The organism is Micromonospora sp. NPDC003944 (genome assembly GCF_053605225.1).
Map to the genome: position 1 here is coordinate 1 of NZ_JBSGIV010000103.1, position 16,434 is coordinate 16,434.

Consider the following 16,434-nt stretch of genomic DNA (forward strand, 5'->3'; position numbering starts at 1 on the left):
CGCCGCGCGTGGTCGCCGGTGACGAGGGGTTGGACCGGCCACCCCACCCCACCCCCACCCCCACCTTGTTGATCAAGAGGTTTCCGTCACCGGAAGCGCGATTTCTGACGCAAACCTCTTGATCAACAAGGTGGGGTGAGGGGGTGGGTCAGGCTGCTGGGGCGTTTAGGGCCTTGGCGTAGGTGGGGGGGATGTGGTTGGGGCCGCCTGGGGTGAAGACGTCCGTTGTGGCGACCGTGGACCAGGCTGTTTCCGGAACGGCGTCGACCAGGGCCTGGACCACCGGGGCGTCGCGCCACTGGTCCTGTTCGGCGAGCAGGCCGAGGGCCACCACCGACTCCTCGACCTCGCCCACGCACTCGAACGGCTTGTGCCCGTCCACGCCCAGCAGCTCGCGGTAGCCGGGGATCTGCGACTCGTCGGCGAGCAGGTCACCGCCGAAGATGCCCACCACCCGCTCCCGGGGCATGAACGGCGCCATCGCCAGGAAGACGAACCGGCACTTGGGGCAGTCGCGGCACCAGCGCTCACTCGCGTCGCGCAGCTTGAACGCCTGGTTGCAGCTCGTCACCACGGCGTCGTACCGGGTGAACTCGGCGAACAGTCGGGCGATGTGCAGCTCGGACAGCGACCGCAGCAGTGAGAAGTACGGGTCGGTCAGACCGGCGTGCTCGGCCAGCGACGCCCGCAGCAGCCCCTCCGCCTCGACGCCCTTGGACCACTGGTGGTTGATCTCGTGGCCGTCCCAGACGAGGTTCGGGTCGGACGCCGACCGCTCGTTGGACATCACCACCGGACCCAGCCCGTGCAGGACGGCGGTGGCCACCGCGATGAGGGAGTTGATGGCGGTGACCGGGATGTGCCCGTTCAGCGCGCCGGCCGCGTTCAGGTCGAACAGCACCGGGTCGATGCGCCGCCGGGCGGCGAGGGGAACCAGCCCGGACGCCTCGTTGACGGCGACGATCACGTGGTTCGGGTTGACCGAGAACGGCACCGGGTCCAGCTCGGCACGGCGCAGCGCCTCCAGGCTGACGATCGAGTCCTTCCCGCCGCCGACCGCCGAGAGTGGGCGACGGTCCGAGTCGCCGTACACCCGGGGGGCCGTCGGAGAGCCGGCCGGCACCTCCGGGCGCAGCTGGAGCACGTGCGGCAGTTGGTTGCGGTACGCGTACTCCGCGAGGCCCTTGGTGTAGACGGCCGTGACGTAGTCGACGGTGGCCGCGCCCAGCGGCGCCGGCAGCACGAGGCGGGGCGGCGCGGCGGCCTTGTAGTAGCTGACCCCGGCGACGAGGTGCAGCACCTCAAGCACCCGGTTGAGGGTCGCCACCGTCTCGTCCGAGGGCGGCTCCGCAGGCAGCGGCAGCGTGATCACCTCGGTGAACCGCTGTTCGCCGGCCGGGCCGGTCAGGGCGTAGTCGAACAAGACCTCGCCGGTGGCGAAGTCGATCGAGTAGGACGGGAAGGTGAAGGCGTCCATCCGCCGGAGCTGCTCGTTGGGCACACGCCATACTAGGCCCTGGTTCGTCCGGCCGTGTCCGGACCGGGCCCGCCCTGCCGCCGCCGTGACCCCCGAGGAGAGCCCCGTGCGCCTTTCTGACCTGCGCGGACGTACCGTCGCCGTCTGGGGCACCGGTCGGGAGGGCCGGGCCGCTGTGACCGCCATCGCCGCGCACGGCCCGGCCGGGCTGGTCGCCGTCGACGACAGCGCGAACTTCCTGTCGTTGCCGTGGGACGGCCCGCTGGCCGAGGCGGCGCCGCTGGTCACCGGTGAGGCGGGCTTCGAACGGCTGGCCGCCGCGGACGTGGTGGTCCGCTCCCCGGGTGTGCCGCAGACCCACCCGTGGCTCGTCGAGCTGCGCCGACGCGGGGTCATGGTGACCCAGGGCACCGCGCTGTGGATGGCCGACCACGCCGCGCGCACCGTCGGGGTCACCGGCAGCAAGGGCAAGAGCACCACCTCCAGCCTGATCAGTCACCTGCTCACCGCGTCCGGCCGGCCGAACGTCTTCGGCGGCAACATCGGGGTGCCGACGCTGGACCTGCCGGAGGCGGAGCTGTACGTGCTGGAGCTCTCCAGCTACCAGTGCAGCGACCTGACCGACTCGCCCCGGGTGGCGGTGGTCACCGCGCTCTTCCCCGAGCACCTGGACGCGCACGGTGGGGAACGGGAGTACTACCGGGACAAGCTCAACCTGCTGGCCCACGACCCGCAGACGATCGTGGTCAACGGTGGTGACCCCCGGCTCGCCGCGGAGCTGGGTGAGCTGCCGGCCGTCCGTGCCGGCAGCTCCGACACCACCCACGTCGCCACCGGGGCCGACGGCACACCGTGGTTCCACCTCGGTGCCCAGCCGCTCTTCCCGCGTGCGGTGCTGCCGCTTGTCGGCCGGCACAACGAGGGGAACCTGAGCGTGGCGCTCGCCGTGCTCGACGCGCTCGGCGTCGACGTGGTGGGCACCAAGGACCACCTCGCCGTCGCGGTCGCCGAGTTCCAGGGGCTGGCCCACCGGCTCACCGAGATCACCGACCCGTCCGGGCTGACGTTCGTCGACGACACCCTGGCCACCAGCCCGTACGCGGCCATGCACGCCATCGACGCGTACGACGGGCGGCCGTTGACCGTGATCGTCGGGGGCAACGACCGGGGTCTGGACTACACGCCGCTGGCCGAGCACCTGGCCGAGCGGGAGTTGACGGTGATCGGGATTCCGGACAGCGGCACCCGCATCGTCGAGGTGCTCGCCGGGCTGCCGAAGGTGCGTACCGAACTGGTCGACGACCTGGTGGACGCGGTCCGGCTGTCCCGGGAGGTGACCCCGGCCGGTGGGGTGGTGTTGTTGTCCCCGGCCGCGCCCAGCTACGGCCGGTTCCGCAACTTCGAGCACCGCTCCGAGGTCTTCGCCCAGGCTGTCGCCGACACCGCCGGCTGACCCCTCGACCTGCCCGAGGCCCGGCGGGGCCGGCTCAGCGGGAGCGTGACCGAAGCTGGCGCAGCCAGGAGCGGCGGGCCGGCACCACCTCGTCACCGAGGTCGGGCTGTGGTTGGCCGGTCCCCTCCCGCTGCCACCGGTTGCCCTGCTGGTCGGTGAAGCGCAGCTGCACCGTCGCCGACGTGTACCCGCTGAGGTCGACGCTGCGGTCGACGGTGATGAACAGCTCCGCAGCGGCCCCACCGTCGAGCCGGTCCACGGGACCGGTCACGGTGGCCACCGGCACCTGACGGCCGCCGGGGCCCGGGTCGCCGGTGTGCACCACCGGCGTGGGGGCCAGGTCGAAGACCGGCCCGTCGCTGCCGTTGGCGACCCGCACGCGCAGGACGCCCTTGCCCTCGGTGCGGGTGGTGCTGGAGACCAGCCGCGCCTGTCGGGCCTGCGCGGCCCGGTCCTCGCGCCGCCGGGCCCGTAACTCGCGGCGCAGGCTGAGCACGCCGAAGAGGAGTGTGCCGACGGTCCCGAGGCCACCGAACCAGTCCGGGACCGAACCCCAGTCGATGCCCCAGTCAGCCGTGACGATCGCCAGAGCCTCCACAGTCGACATGGGTCCACGGTAGTCGCGGTACCCGGATCTGCCCCTCGACTCCACCGTTCAGCGGCGGGCGCCGACCGTCCCGCTGACGGGACTGCATCTTTCATGTTGGTACGGCTACGTGGAGTGTTGGTGTGCGCTTCAGCGGGTAGTGTCTGGGTCACGGATCACGCGGTCGGCCGCCACCCCTCGGCGTGACCGACCATCGTGGAGCCTGCCGTCACGCCCCTCCGGGAGGCCAGATGACCCACCGTCGCCACACCCTTCACCGGCCCGGCCGGACCCGGCCGACCCGCGTCCTGACGGGCCGTCCGGAGACGCGCCGAAGGGAGACGGGCCGCACGGAGCCGGGCCGATGACCGCGCCGGCACAGGGCACCGGATTCTCGATCATCCCGCCTCGCCGTAACCGGCTGCCGCTGCGCGGGCGCGACGAGTTGGTCGAGACGATCCTGCGGGCCGCCGAGCCGCCCGCCGGCACCGTGCGCGCTCCGGAGGAGGCCACGCAGATCCTCTGGGGGCTTGGCGGCTGCGGCAAGAGCCTCACGGCTCAGGAGGTGGCCCGCCAGCTCGAGGAACGTGGCCGGCTGGTCTGGTGGATCTCGGCGAAGGACTCGGCGCGGGTCAGCGCTGGCATGCGCGAGGTCGCGGGCCAGCTCCAGGCTCCGGAGAACCAGCTCGACCTCGCCTGGGCCGGAAAGGCCCGCAGCCCGGTGGAGCTGGTCTGGGACCTGTTGAACAACTCTCCCCGGCCCTGGTTGCTGATCTTCGACAACGCCGACGAACCGACTCTGCTGGCCCCCGCCGACGGGCAGGTCGCCGACGGCACGGGTTGGTTCCGCCAGCCTCGTACGCCCAACGGGCTGGTCCTGGTCACCACCCGGGACGGCAGGCGGGACACGTGGGGCGAGTGGTCCACGATGTACCTGGTCAACGAGTTGTCGCCGGAGGACGGCGCGCAGGTGCTCGTCGACCTCGCCGGCGCGGCCCCCGGCACGCTGACCCAGGCGCGAGGGCTCGCCGCCCGGCTCAAGGGGCACCCGTTGGCGCTGCGCGGCGCCGGCACCTACCTGGCGGAGGCCAACCGCATCCCGGTCGGCACCACCCGCTCCTCGATCCGCACCTACGACGACTACCGGGAGGCGCTCGACCGGCGCTCCGGCACCGGCATCCGGCGCAACGCCTCCAGCGGCTTCGACATGGCCGTCCGTCCGGTGGTGCAGTCCTGGGAGATGTCGCTGGACCTGCTCGCCGGGCGGGGGCTCGACCAGGCGCGGCCGGTGCTGCGCCTGCTGGCCTGTCTCGGTGACGCGCCGATTCCCTACGCCGTGCTGCTCGACCCGGTCCGGCTGTCGGCCTCGCCACTGGTCGGTGAGATCGGGGAGGACCGGCTGCGTGAGGTCCTACGTTCGCTTGCGGACTTCGCGCTTGTCGACCTCGGGGTGATCGAGTCACTGCCGGCCCAGTCCCCGGTCGCCCACGTGGTCACCCTGCACCCGTTGGTCCGCGAGCTGATCCGGGACCTACCCGACGTGGTGGCCGCCCGGGCGGAATACCACGATCTGGTGCTCGGTCTGTTGGACGCGCTCCGGCTGCGTGACCCGGACCGCCCTCGCGAGGAGGAGTTCGACCCCGACGAGCCGGACAAGTGGGCGAGCTGGCACCTGCTGGCACCACCCACGATGGGCGCGGTGTTGGATTTCCTCGACAGCGGCGACCTGCCCCGGACCCGACCGGACCTGCTGGATGTCGCACTCGATCTGGCCCGGTTGATCGCCCGCTACATCCTGGCCGTGGGCCTGCCCGGGCAGGCGGAGATCTTCCTGGACCTCTGCCTGGCGGGGTGCCGCCGCATCGGCGTCGACCTGAACGACCGGCCGGCGCTCAGTCTGCGCCACGAACGCTGCCGGGCGGCGCTGGAGCAGGGGCAGCTGAGCTGGGCCGAGGCCGAGTTGCGCGCCATCATCCCGGCCCGGGAGGCGCGGCTCGGACGGGAGCACCGCAACACCCTGGCCAGTCGGCACAAGCTGGCCCGGACGATCCTGGAACAGGGTCGGTGGCACGACGCCGAGGCCGAGCTACGCGACATCGTCCAGGCCGAGTACCGGGTGCGTGGCCCCGAGGACCGGGACACCATGACCGCGCGGCACAGCCTGGCCCGTGCGATCGTCTACCAGGGGCGGTACGCCGACGCCCACGCGGAGCTGACCGAGATTCTGGAGATCCGCCTGCGGCACTGGGCGCCGGACCACTTCGAGACCCTGACGGTGCGCCACACCCTGGACCTGTGCCGGCTGCGCGAGGGTGAGGTCGAGGAGGCCCTCGTCGACCTCCGCGAGGTTCTCTCGACGGACAGCGCCAAGCGGCAGGTTCAGCACGTCGCGATGATCGCCGCCCGGCACACCCTGGCGGAGTGTCTCGTCGCCACCGGCGCCGCCGCCGAGGCGGAGAAGGTGCTGTCCGGGGTGGTCGAGGACCGGCGGCGGATCCTCGGCGACGACCACCCGGACACGGTCCGGGCCGAGACCGACCTCAGGAAGCTTCGTGGCGAGTGACGGACGGGACGTCGAGGTCCCGCTCCCGTTCCGCAGCCAGCCTGACGAGGAGTCGATGTGAGCGAGCAACTGCGTCGCCGGGACCGACTGACCGCCGAGTCGCTGTGGGAGTTGGCGACCGGTGAGATCGACGTGATCTGGCACCACGAGTACTACCCGCCGGAGCAGTGCGACGCCGCGTTGCCCCGGGTGGTCCGCGCCGTCGACGAAGCGAACTTCCTGCTCACCAAGGAGTTCACGAGCGTCGGCACGTCGATGGGCGAGGTGGCGAACGGTGGCGACAGTGTCCGGCGCTACCTGGACACCGCGGCCGACACGACCCGGCTGATCCGCCACGAGGTGTTCGCCGAGCAGCAGTCACCGACCGACCTGATCCGGCTCGACCTGGATGAGATGTGGCCGTACGGGGCGACGGTCGGGCGGCACGACGGCCGGATGATGCTGCCGGGTGTGCTGCGTCGGATGACGCCCGGTGGTCGGGGCCGCCCGCACATCGACCGCCGGCAGATCCCGCTGCTCGACGCGTACCAGCTGCACCGGCGGTTGGGGGTGAACATCTACCTGGAGGTGCCGGAGCCCGGCGCCGGTGGCGAGATCGACTTCTGGGGGACGCTGTCCGAGGAGGAGTTCGTGGCGCTCAAGACCGACCCGTTCGACTACGGCATCGAACCCGAACGGGTCGGCCCACCACTGGACACCGTGCTGCCCGGCAAGGGTGATCTGGTGATGTTCGAGGCGGGCCGGATGCACGGCGTCCGCGAGGTGCGGGAGGGCTGCCGTACCTCGGCGGCCTGCTTCATCGGCGTCCGCGCGGAGACCGACCCGTTGCTGGTCTTCGCCTGAGCAGCCACGGCGCCGGTGTCACGACGGGTGCGTCAGGGTGGTGTGCAGGGCGCGCATCGCGCGGATCGCCGAGCGGATCTCCTGGAGGTAGCGCCCCGGCGTGAGGGTCTGCTCGGGCAGCACCGCCAGGTCGGCGAGCGTGGGGTCCACGCCGACCGTGTCGATGGCGCAGCCGTACGGCACGGCGAGGGTGCGCAGCGCGTCGCAGTGCTGGAACGGCACGTAGATCGGCGCGGTGACCATCAGCACCTCGTCGCCCGGGGCGAGCCGGACGTGGCCGGCCCAGAACCGCTGGGTGTCGGCGGTGTGCGCCCGCCGCCGGTCCGGTTCGCTCGACGGTGCGGCCAGCACCCGAATCGGTGGTAGCCCGTTCGGCCGGTAGGTCCGCGACGACCAGGAGTGGTGCGGGTGACCGGCGTCGACGCCGGCCTGCTCCGTCGGGGCAGTCACCTCGAACACCCGCCGGACGGCGGTGTCCAGCACGTCCACCTCGGTGTCGTCGGCCGGCAGGCCCGCCGCGGCGAGCGTGCGGCGTTCCCAGTCCGACAGTGGCCGGAAGCTGCCCAGGACGGCGACCTCGCCGTTGACCGGCAGGCCGGCGCGGAGCAGGTGCGCGGCGTAGGCGACGCGGCGTACGCAGGCGTGCGCCAGCCCACCGAGCACCACCAGGTGGGCGTACGCCGACCGGGCCGGTGGCACCGGGTGGATCAGCCCGAGCGCGGCGGCCGCGTCGAGCACGAGTGTCGTGGCGGCCGGGTCGAGGTCGGGTTCCCGGGCGTCGGGCCGCTCCCGGCCGCCCCGGAAGTCCCAGTGGTGGGCGGAGAAGTCGTCGAGGAAGCGGAGCACCTCGGTGAGGTCGCCGTCGGGCCAGGCGCCGCCGAAGTGGGCGACCAGGCCGCGCAGTGGGCTGGAGCTGACCCAGGCCCGAATCTGCGCCAGGGTCCGCTCGTCGTCCGTTCCGGTCGACGACGCCGTGTCCGCTCTCCGCACCTGCCGGATGCTACCGCCCCGGTGCGGCGGGTCCGATTGTTGTGGTCGCTGTCTACGCTGGCGGGAGCGGCTGATTGGGGGATCTCGATGACCCGTGACGTGGTCCGTCAGCGGTTGCGGGAGGGCGGCGGTTCGACCGCCGGCTTCGTCCGGCTGGTGGCGCACACCGACCCGGTGGCGTTGGTCGGCATCACGCTGTCGATCACTCTCAGCATCGCGCTCGACCTGAGCAACGCGGCCTCCGGAGTGGAGTCGCTGTTGGCCGGCCTGATGGGCATCACCATCTCGCTGCTCGTCGACTCGCTTGCCCGTGCGGAGCGCCGGTTCCACCTGCGTACCCTGCTGGACGGCCCGCCCTGGCTGGTCCGCACCACCACGGAGCTGGCCGGGGCCATGCGGGAGGCGGCCGAGCAGCATGCGGGCACCCGGGTCGCGGTGGAGGCGCAGCGGCGCTACGAGCAGTTCCGGTTGGAGGCCGAGCAACTCGCGGACGGTCGGATCATCCGGCGCGGCGACGAGGACGAGGACCTGCTCGGCGCGACCCGGACCTGTGTGCACCGGCTGGACGGGGTGACGAACGTGATGCCCCGGGTGAGCGGGGAGTTGAGCTGGTGGCGCGGCGAGATCGGCCGGCGCTACTGGGATGCCAACGTGGAGGCCCTGCAACGGGGTGTCGAGATCACCCGGGTCTTCGTCTACGCCACGCTCACCGACGAGTTGTCCGCGCTGGTGCAGAAGCAGCGCGCGGCCGGGGCGCGGGTGGGTCTGCTGCCGCTCGGGGTGGTCAGTCCGCACCTGCACGTGAATCTGACACTCTGGGACGGGTCGAGTTGCTGGGAGGCCCACATGACCGCGCACGGTGAGATCGGCGAGAACCAGTTCTCGGTCAACCGGACGGACGTCGCTCGGCTCACCCGCGTGTTCGACCTCTGCGCGAACGCCGCGACCTTCCAGGACTGACGGCCCTCACCTGGGCGGGAACGGGTGAGTCATGACGCTGAGCGCGGTCCTGCTGGTGACGGCGGTGGTCTGGGCGGTCAGCGTGATCCGCTCGGTCCGGCTCCGCGCGCTCGTCTACAGCCTGCCGTTGCCGATGACGCTCGCCCTGGTCACCACCGACCACCGGGTGGCCGGCGCCCAGTTGCTCGGCGTGCTCGGGCTGAACCTCTTCTTCGTCACCGTGGCGGTCACCCACAAGCGGTGGCGCTTGCCGATCCTGCTCGCCGACGGCGCGGGGATCGCCGTGTACGTGGCGCTCAGCGCCGGCCTGTTGGCCGTCGACATTCCGTTCGAGGTGGCCCTCGCCGGCACGCTCGTGCTGTGGTCGGCGGCCATCCTGTGGCTGCCCCGTCGCGGCGCCGGCCCGCCCGCCGCTCCCGCTGGGGAGGCGGTCACCGCGGCGGAGGCCCGCCCGGACGGGCTGCCGGCGTTGCTCAAGCTGGTAGTGGTCTTCGTGGGGGCAATCCTCACCGCGCTGCTAGGTGCCGTGCTGCGCGGCATGGTGGTGACGTTCCCGTACTCGGGGGTGCTCGTCGCGGTCGAGGCCCGCCGGCAGTTGGTCGAGTTCAGTCGGCACTTCGCCCGCAACAGCCTCGCCCTGGTCGGCTTCCTCACCGCGTACCACTACCTCCAGGACGTCTCGTCGGCGGCGGCGCTGGGCGCCGGCTGGGGTGCCTTCGCGGTGGTCGCCGCCGTCCTGCACCTGCCGTCGCGCCCTCGTCGGGTATTGCGGGCTGTCAGGTGGGGAGGTCCTTGCGCTACACGGTGACAGTTGTTCGCGTCGGCCGGCGGTGGGAGCGTGCGGTATCCACGAACGCCGCTGAAAGGTTGCCACGATGACCGACGACCTGCTGGCCCGGCACCGCGCCGTGCTCCCGTCCTGGATGCCGCTGTACTACGCCGACCCGATCGAGCTGGTCTCCGGCTCGGGCCGCCGGGTCACCGACGCGCAGGGGCGCAGCTACCTGGACTTCTTCGGCGGCGTGCTGACCAACATGATCGGGTACGACATCCCGGAGATCCGGGAGGCCGTCGAGCGGCAGCTCGCCACCGGCATCGTGCACACCTCGACGCTCTACCTGATCCGCCAACAGGTGGAGTTGGCCGAGAAGATCGCCCAGCGCTCCGGCATTCCGGACGCCCGGGTGTTCTTCACCAACTCCGGCACCGAGGCGAACGAGGCGGCGTTGCTCGTCGCCACCAACCACCGCCGCTCGCACCAGGTCCTGGCCGTCCGCAACAGCTACCACGGCCGGTCGTACGCGGCGATGGGCGTCACCGGCAACCGCACCTGGTCGGCAAGCGGCCTCAACCCGCTCCAGGTGGCCTGGCTGCACTCGGGTGACCGGGTGCGCGGTCTGCTGGCCCGGCTCGACGCCGACGAGCAGGTCGACGCGGCGGTGGAGGACCTGCGCGAGGTGTTGGCCACCCAGACCGCAGGCGACGTGGCCGCGCTGATCGCCGAGCCGATCCAGGGCGTGGGCGGTTTCGTGCACCCGCCGGACGGGCTCTTCGCCGGCTGGAAGAAGGTCCTCGACGAGCACGGCATCCTGTTCATCGCCGACGAGGTGCAGACCGGCTGGGGGCGCACCGGGGAGCACTTCTGGGGTTACCAGGCGCACGGCGTCACCCCGGACCTGCTCACCTTCGCCAAGGGCATCGGCAACGGGTTCGCCCTGGCCGGGGTGGTCGGCCGGGCCGAGGTGCTGGATTCGGTGTCGGGCATCAGCTTCTCCACCTTCGGCGGCAACCCGATCTCCACGGCTGCCGGCAACGCGGTGCTCGACTACTTGGTCGAGCACGACCTGCAGGCGAATGCGGCCCGCGTCGGCGCGATCCTCGCCGACGGCCTGCGGTCCGCCGTGGGCGGTCTCGACTGCGTCGCCGAGGTACGCGGAAAGGGGCTGATGCTCGGCGTCGAGTTCGTCCGACCGGGCGGCGGTGAGCCGGACCCGGCGTTGACCAACCGGGTCTTCGAGGCGTGCCGCGTCGGCGGTCTGCTGACCGGCAAGGGCGGGCTCTACGGCAACGTGCTGCGGATGGGCCCACCGTTGACGCTTACCGAGGAGGAGGCCCGGGAGGGCCTGGCGATCCTCGTCGACGCGATCCGTGCGGCGGCGGGGGTGGCGGCGTGAGCATCGGTCACTTCATCGACGGCAAGCGGGTCGGCGGCACCTCCGAGCGGCGCGGTGACGTGTTCGACCCGGCGACCGGTCGGCGTACCGCCGAGGTCGAGCTGGCCTCGACCGCGGACGTCGACGTCGCGGTGCAGGCCGCCGCCCGCGCCGCGCGGGCCTGGCGGGACGCGTCGCTGGCGCGGCGGTCCGCGGTGCTGTTCGCCTTTCGGGAGTTGGTGCACGCCCGGCGGGACCGGCTCGCCGAGGTCGTCACCGCGGAGCACGGCAAGGTGCTCGCCGACGCCGCCGGGGAGGTGCAGCGCGGCCTGGAGGTCATCGAGTACGCCTGCGGCCTGCCGTCGGCGCTGCGCGGGGCGTTCAGCGAGAACGTGTCCACCGAGGTCGACTCGTACACGATTCGGCAGCCGCTCGGGGTGGTCGCGGTGATCTCCCCGTTCAACTTCCCGGTGATGGTGCCGCTGTGGTTCGTGCCGGTGGCGGTGGCCTGCGGCAACGCGGTGGTGCTCAAGCCGAGCGAGAAGGACCCGAGCGCGGCGCTGCTGCTTGCCGAGTGGTTCGCCGAGGCGGGTCTGCCCGACGGGGTGCTCAACGTGGTCAACGGCGACAAGGAGGCGGTCGACGCGTTGCTCGACCACCCGGAGGTGCGGGCGGTCTCCTTCGTCGGCTCCACCCCGATCGCCAGGTACGTCTACCAGCGCGCGACTTCCACCGGCAAGCGGGCGCAGGCGCTCGGTGGGGCGAAGAACCACATGGTGGTGCTCCCCGACGCCGACCTGGACCTGGCCGCCGACGCGGCGGTTAACGCCGGGTTCGGCTCGGCGGGGGAGCGGTGCATGGCCATCTCGGTGCTGGTGGCGGTGGAGCCGGTGGCGGACGCGCTCGTCGAGCGGATCGCCGCCCGGGTGACCGGTCTGCGTACCGGCGACGGCCGACGGGGCTGCGACATGGGCCCGCTGGTGACCGCCGCGCACGCGGCGCGGGTGCGCTCCTACCTGGAGGCCGGTGTGGCCGCCGGCGCGGTGCCGGTGGTGGACGGTCGGGACGTGACGCCGGACGGGGACCCGGGCGGTTTCTGGCTCGGCCCGACGTTGTTCGACCGGGTGACCCCGGACATGTCGATCTACACCGACGAGATCTTCGGGCCGGTGCTGAGCGTGGTCCGGGTCGGCTCGTACGACGAGGCGGTGGGCCTCGTCAACGCCAGCCCGTACGGCAACGGCACGGCGATCTTCACCAACGACGGCGGTGCGGCCCGGCGCTACCAGCACGAGGTGGAGGTGGGCATGGTCGGGATCAACGTGCCCATTCCGGTGCCGATGGCGTACCACTCGTTCGGCGGCTGGAAGTCGTCCCTCTTCGGCGACCTGCACGCGCACGGCGAGGACGGGGTGCGGTTCTTCACCCGGGGCAAGGTCGTCACCAGCCGCTGGCTGGATCCGCGGCACGGTGGGGTCAACCTCGGGTTCCCCACCCAGACCTGACGCACGGCGCTGTCGAGATCACCAGGCCGGTCCGCCGAGAGGCGGGCCGGCCTTCGGCGGTTCGGTGACGGCTGGTGGTGATAACGGTTCGGCCCTCAGGACTTGAAGTCCGGGCCCGGCTGTCGTAGAAATTCTTCAGCAACAGGGCATTAACTGAAGAGAACCACCAACCCTCGCGTGGCTGACGCCTCCCCCGCACACCGGCGATCCGCCCGACCCGACCCGAGGAGAACCCATGAACAGGCGTGACATCCTGCGGCGCAGCGCCGCCGCCGGCCTCCTGGCCACCCCCGCCGCCGGTCTGCTCTCCGGCTGCGCCACCGGCGGTGGTGGTGACACGAACGATGCCGAGACCTACCGGGGCACCAAGAGCGCGCAGAACCCGCTCGGCGTGAAGGAGGACGCCCCACTCGAGGTGGTGATCTTCGGTGGCGGGTTCGGCGAGGAGTACGCCAAGGCCCACGAGGCCATGTACACCGAGAAGTACCCGAAGGCGAAGATCACGCACTCCTCCACCCAGGAGATCAGCAAGACGCTCCAGCCGCGCTTCGTCGACGGCACCCCACCGGACGTGGTCAACAACTCCGGCTCCGGTCAGATCGACTTCAACGGCCTGGTCAGCCAGAAGGCCCTCGCCGGCCTCGACGAGCTGCTGGCCGCCCCGAGCCTCGACATCCCCGGCAAGACGGTCAAGGACACCCTGCTGCCCGGCGCGGTCGAGGTCGGCTCCTACGACGGCACGTTCCTGGTGCTCAACTACACCTACACCGCCTACGGGATCTGGCACTCCGCCAAGCTCTTCGCCGACCGCGGCTGGTCGTACGCGAAGACCTGGGACGAGCACATCGCGCTCTGCAAGCAGATCAAGGCCGCCGGCATCGCCCCCTGGACGTACGCCGGCCTGCACCCGCGCTACATGAGTTGGCCCCTGATCTCCACGGCGATCAAGTTCGGCGGCCCGTCCGTGGCGACCGCCATCGACAACCTGGAACCCAACGCCTGGAAGTCCGACTCGATGCGCGCCGCCGCCGACGCCTGGCACCAGATCGTCAAGGACAAGTACATCCTGGAGGGCTCGCCCGGCCTCGACCACAAGCAGTCGCAGACCGCCTGGTGCCAGGGCAAGGCGGCCTTCATCTCCTGCGGCTCCTGGCTGGAGAGCGAGCAGAAGGACGTCACCCCGGCCGGATTCACCATGACCATCGCGCCGACGCCGAGCCTGGGCAGCGACGACAAACTGCCGTTCGAGGCGATCCGGGGCACCGCCGGGGAACCGTTCGTGGTGCCGGCCAAGGCCCGCAACATCGCCGGTGGCCTGGAGTACTTCCGGACCATGCTCTCCAAGAAGGGCGCCCAGGACTTCACGAAGAGGGTCGCCAGCCTCACCGTTGTCGCCGGCGCCACCGAGGGCGTCGAGCTGCCGTACGGGCTGAGCACCGTGGTCAAGGCCCTCGACGCGTCCGGCGCCAACGGCTTCAACTGGGTCTACAACAACTTCTACCGCAAGTTGGAGCGCAACCTCGTCGACGCCGCGTGCGGCGAGTTCTTCAGCGGCCGGATCGGCCCCGCGGAGTTCCTCGACCAGTGCCAGAAGGGCGCCGACTCGATCGCCCAGGACACCTCGGTCAAGAAGTACAAGCGAGCGGCCTGACCGCCCGGCCGGTGGGGGAGACATCCGCCCCCACCGGCCGTACCCCCACGGAAAGGTCCTCCTCGTGAAACATGGCAAGTGGCCGCTGATCGTCACGTTCCTGGTGCCACCGGTGTTCCTGTACGTGTTCTTCGTCGTCTCGCCGTACCTCCAGGCGTTCCAGATCTCCACCACCGACTGGCTCGGCTACTCGGCGGACGCCAACCCGGTCGGCCTGGCCAACTTCAAGACCCTCTGGCACGACGACTACGTGTGGAACGCGCTGAAGAACAACGTGATCCTGCTGGCCCTGGTGCCGGTGCTGACAATCGTGCTCGGGCTCTTCTTCGCCACCATGCTCGCCATGGGCGGGCGCAAGGGCAGCGCGGGCGTGACCGGCGTACGCGGCGGCGCGCTCTACCGCACCGTCTACTTCTTCCCGCAGGTGCTCTCCGTGGTGATCGTCGCGCTGCTCTGGAAAGAGGTCTACCACCCCAACCAGGGGCTGCTGACCAGCGCTCTGCACGCCGTCGGCCTGTCCGCGCCGACCTGGCTCGGCGACCCGGCGACCGCCTTCTGGTGCGTACTCGCGGTGATGGTCTGGAGCAACGTCGGCTTCTACGTGGTGCTCTTCGGCGCGGCGATGTCAGCCGTACCGAAGGAGATCTACGAGGCGGTGCTGCTCGACGGCGCGTCCCGGTTCACCACCCTGCGCCGGGTCACCCTGCCGCTGCTCTGGGACACCGTCCAGGTCGCCTGGGTCTACCTGGCCATCTTCGCCCTGGACGGTTTCATCCTCGTGCAGTTGATGACCAACGGCGGCCCGAACTTCTCCACCGACGTCATCGGCGTACGAATGTACGACACCGCCTTCGGCAGCGAGACCAAGTTCGGCTACGCCTCCGCGATCGGCGTGGTGATGTTCTTCCTGACCCTCTCGGTGGCGGTGCTGTCGCTGCGCATCGGCCGGCGCGAACGGATCGAGTACTCGTGACCACTCTGGACCAGCCCACCCGTTCCGTCGCCGGGCCGGCGTCGAGTGCCGGCCGGGACCGCCCGGTACGCCGGGAACTCGGCGTGGCAAACACCCTCTCGCACGGCTTCCTGCTGCTCTGGGGCCTGCTCACCGTACTGCCGCTGCTGTGGATGTTCATCAGCTCGTTCAAGACCAACGGCGAGATCCTCGCCGACCCGTGGGGGCTCCCCGGCGCGCTGCACCTGGACAACTGGGCGCGGGCCTGGACCGGCGCGCACATCGGCCGGTACTTCCTCAACAGCCTGGTGGTGGTGACCGGCTCGGTCAGCCTCACCATGCTGATGGGCGCCACCGCCGCGTACGTCTTCGCCAGGTACGAGTTCCGCGGCCGCCAGGTCGTCTACTACCTGTTCGTCGGCGGCCTCATGTTCCCGGTGTTCCTCGCCCTGGTGCCGCTCTTCTTCGTGGTCCGCAACGCCGGCCTCTTCAACACCTGGCTCGGGCTCATCCTGGTGTACGCGGCCTACTCGCTGCCGTTCACGGTGTTCTTCCTGACCGCGTTCTTCCGGACCCTGCCAACCTCGGTGGCGGAGGCCGCACTCGTCGACGGCTGCGGTCACTTCCGGCTCTTCTTCCGGGTGATGCTGCCGATGGCGCGTCCGGGACTGATCAGTGTCGCGATCTTCAACTTCCTCAGCCACTGGAACCAGTTCCTGCTGCCGCAGGTGCTGTTGCAGGGCGACGAGTCCAAGTGGATGCTGGCGCAGGGGCTGTTCGCGCTCTCGGTCAGCCAGGGCTACGCCGGTGACTACGCCCGGCTCTTCGCCGGGTTGAGTATCGCGGTGCTTCCGGTGCTCGCCGTCTACGTGGCGTTCCAGCGCCAGGTGCAGGCCGGCCTCACCGCTGGCCAACTCAAGTAGGACGACCGATCCCGATCACCACTTCCACCCGCCGGGTAAGGCCTCGGACCGCCCACAATCCGCGCCCAGCCGGACCCCACCTGTGACGCCAAGATCCGCGCAACTTCGGTGAAACTGCCCCCTCGCCGCGTCGTGAGGCAGCAGTGTCAGCGAAAGTGCGCGGATCTTGGCCATGCTGCGGTGGGTCGGCGCAGGTTCGGGCGCCCTGAGCGCGTCGGGCGGGTGGAGGGGCGGAGACCGCCTCCATGATCGTGCTCGATCCTCGAAGTAGTCCCCTCCCGGCGCGGCGGTTTCAAGCGGCTGTTGCAACGAGGTGTTTGTGGAGTACCTCGGCTGGATTCTGCCAGTCGAGGGTTTGGCGTGGTCGTCCGTTGAGTT

The 16,434-nt window shown here is 71.0% G+C and carries 13 protein-coding genes; 10 read left to right on the forward strand and 3 right to left on the reverse strand.

Annotation, left to right across the window (positions count from 1 at the left end; genetic code table 11):
* Positions 1–148: 148 nt before the first annotated feature.
* Complete coding sequence (locus tag ACWER9_RS30270) at positions 149–1,501, reverse strand: hypothetical protein (RefSeq protein WP_452305053.1); 1,353 nt, start codon at positions 1,499–1,501, stop codon at positions 149–151.
* Positions 1,502–1,583: 82 nt separating this feature from the next.
* Here ACWER9_RS30270 and murD point away from each other — a divergent pair, with 82 nt between their 5' ends.
* On the forward strand, positions 1,584–2,930 hold the full coding sequence (gene murD, locus ACWER9_RS30275) for a UDP-N-acetylmuramoyl-L-alanine--D-glutamate ligase (protein ID WP_452305054.1): 1,347 nt from the start codon (positions 1,584–1,586) through the stop codon (positions 2,928–2,930).
* 34 nt (positions 2,931–2,964) lie between these two features.
* Here murD and ACWER9_RS30280 read toward each other — a convergent pair whose 3' ends face one another.
* Positions 2,965–3,537, reverse strand: a complete 573-nt coding sequence (locus ACWER9_RS30280) for a hypothetical protein (RefSeq protein WP_452305055.1) — start codon at positions 3,535–3,537, stop codon at positions 2,965–2,967.
* Positions 3,538–3,880: 343 nt separating this feature from the next.
* On the opposite strand from ACWER9_RS30280, the gene ACWER9_RS30285 reads away from it, so the two are divergent.
* Together ACWER9_RS30285 and ACWER9_RS30290 are read left to right on the forward strand one after the other, a co-directional pair.
* Positions 3,881–6,079 (forward strand): tetratricopeptide repeat protein, encoded by a 2,199-nt coding sequence (locus tag ACWER9_RS30285; RefSeq protein WP_452305056.1) that lies wholly within the window; start codon positions 3,881–3,883, stop codon positions 6,077–6,079.
* Positions 6,080–6,136: 57 nt separating this feature from the next.
* The gene (locus ACWER9_RS30290) at positions 6,137–6,922 is read left to right on the forward strand and encodes a 2OG-Fe(II) oxygenase (RefSeq protein ID WP_452305057.1); all 786 of its coding nucleotides are present in this window, start codon (positions 6,137–6,139) and stop codon (positions 6,920–6,922) included.
* 18 nt (positions 6,923–6,940) lie between these two features.
* On the opposite strand, the gene ACWER9_RS30295 is transcribed toward ACWER9_RS30290, so the two are convergent.
* Positions 6,941–7,912, reverse strand: a complete 972-nt coding sequence (locus ACWER9_RS30295) for a hypothetical protein (RefSeq protein ID WP_452305058.1) — start codon at positions 7,910–7,912, stop codon at positions 6,941–6,943.
* 87 nt (positions 7,913–7,999) lie between these two features.
* Here ACWER9_RS30295 and ACWER9_RS30300 point away from each other — a divergent pair, with 87 nt between their 5' ends.
* The 7 genes from ACWER9_RS30300 (at position 8,000) to ACWER9_RS30330 (ending at position 16,056) form a co-directional block, all read left to right on the forward strand.
* On the forward strand, positions 8,000–8,872 hold the full coding sequence (locus ACWER9_RS30300) for a hypothetical protein (protein WP_452305059.1): 873 nt from the start codon (positions 8,000–8,002) through the stop codon (positions 8,870–8,872).
* Positions 8,873–8,903: 31 nt separating this feature from the next.
* Positions 8,904–9,680 carry a hypothetical protein gene (locus tag ACWER9_RS30305; protein ID WP_452305060.1) on the forward strand — a complete coding sequence of 259 codons (777 nt, stop codon included), beginning with the start codon at positions 8,904–8,906 and terminating at the stop codon, positions 9,678–9,680.
* Between the two features lie 67 nt (positions 9,681–9,747).
* Entirely contained in the window at positions 9,748–11,046 is a 1,299-nt protein-coding gene (locus ACWER9_RS30310; RefSeq protein WP_452305061.1) for an aspartate aminotransferase family protein, read from the forward strand.
* The gene (locus ACWER9_RS30315) at positions 11,043–12,530 is read left to right on the forward strand and encodes a CoA-acylating methylmalonate-semialdehyde dehydrogenase (RefSeq protein ID WP_452305062.1); all 1,488 of its coding nucleotides are present in this window, start codon (positions 11,043–11,045) and stop codon (positions 12,528–12,530) included. The genes ACWER9_RS30310 and ACWER9_RS30315 overlap by 4 nt, the downstream gene beginning before the upstream one ends.
* Before the next feature lie 235 nt (positions 12,531–12,765).
* On the forward strand, positions 12,766–14,181 hold the full coding sequence (gene ngcE, locus ACWER9_RS30320; RefSeq protein WP_452305063.1) for an N-acetylglucosamine/diacetylchitobiose ABC transporter substrate-binding protein: 1,416 nt from the start codon (positions 12,766–12,768) through the stop codon (positions 14,179–14,181).
* Positions 14,182–14,245: 64 nt separating this feature from the next.
* Entirely contained in the window at positions 14,246–15,154 is a 909-nt protein-coding gene (locus ACWER9_RS30325; RefSeq protein ID WP_452305064.1) for a carbohydrate ABC transporter permease, read from the forward strand.
* Positions 15,151–16,056, forward strand: coding sequence for a carbohydrate ABC transporter permease (locus ACWER9_RS30330; RefSeq protein WP_452305065.1), 906 nt, complete (start codon positions 15,151–15,153; stop codon positions 16,054–16,056). Before ACWER9_RS30325 ends, ACWER9_RS30330 begins: the two co-directional genes overlap by 4 nt.
* Positions 16,057–16,434: the final 378 nt, after the last annotated feature.

Coding starts and splice junctions, on each gene's coding strand:
- ACWER9_RS30300 (WP_452305059.1), top strand. CDS start 8,000: ATGACCCGTGACGTGGTCCGTCAGCGGTTGCGGGAGGGCGGCGGTTCG.
- ACWER9_RS30305 (WP_452305060.1), top strand. CDS start 8,904: ATGACGCTGAGCGCGGTCCTGCTGGTGACGGCGGTGGTCTGGGCGGTC.
- ACWER9_RS30280 (WP_452305055.1), bottom strand. CDS start 3,537: ATGTCGACTGTGGAGGCTCTGGCGATCGTCACGGCTGACTGGGGCATC.
- ACWER9_RS30310 (WP_452305061.1), top strand. CDS start 9,748: ATGACCGACGACCTGCTGGCCCGGCACCGCGCCGTGCTCCCGTCCTGG.
- ngcE (WP_452305063.1), top strand. CDS start 12,766: ATGAACAGGCGTGACATCCTGCGGCGCAGCGCCGCCGCCGGCCTCCTG.
- ACWER9_RS30285 (WP_452305056.1), top strand. CDS start 3,881: ATGACCGCGCCGGCACAGGGCACCGGATTCTCGATCATCCCGCCTCGC.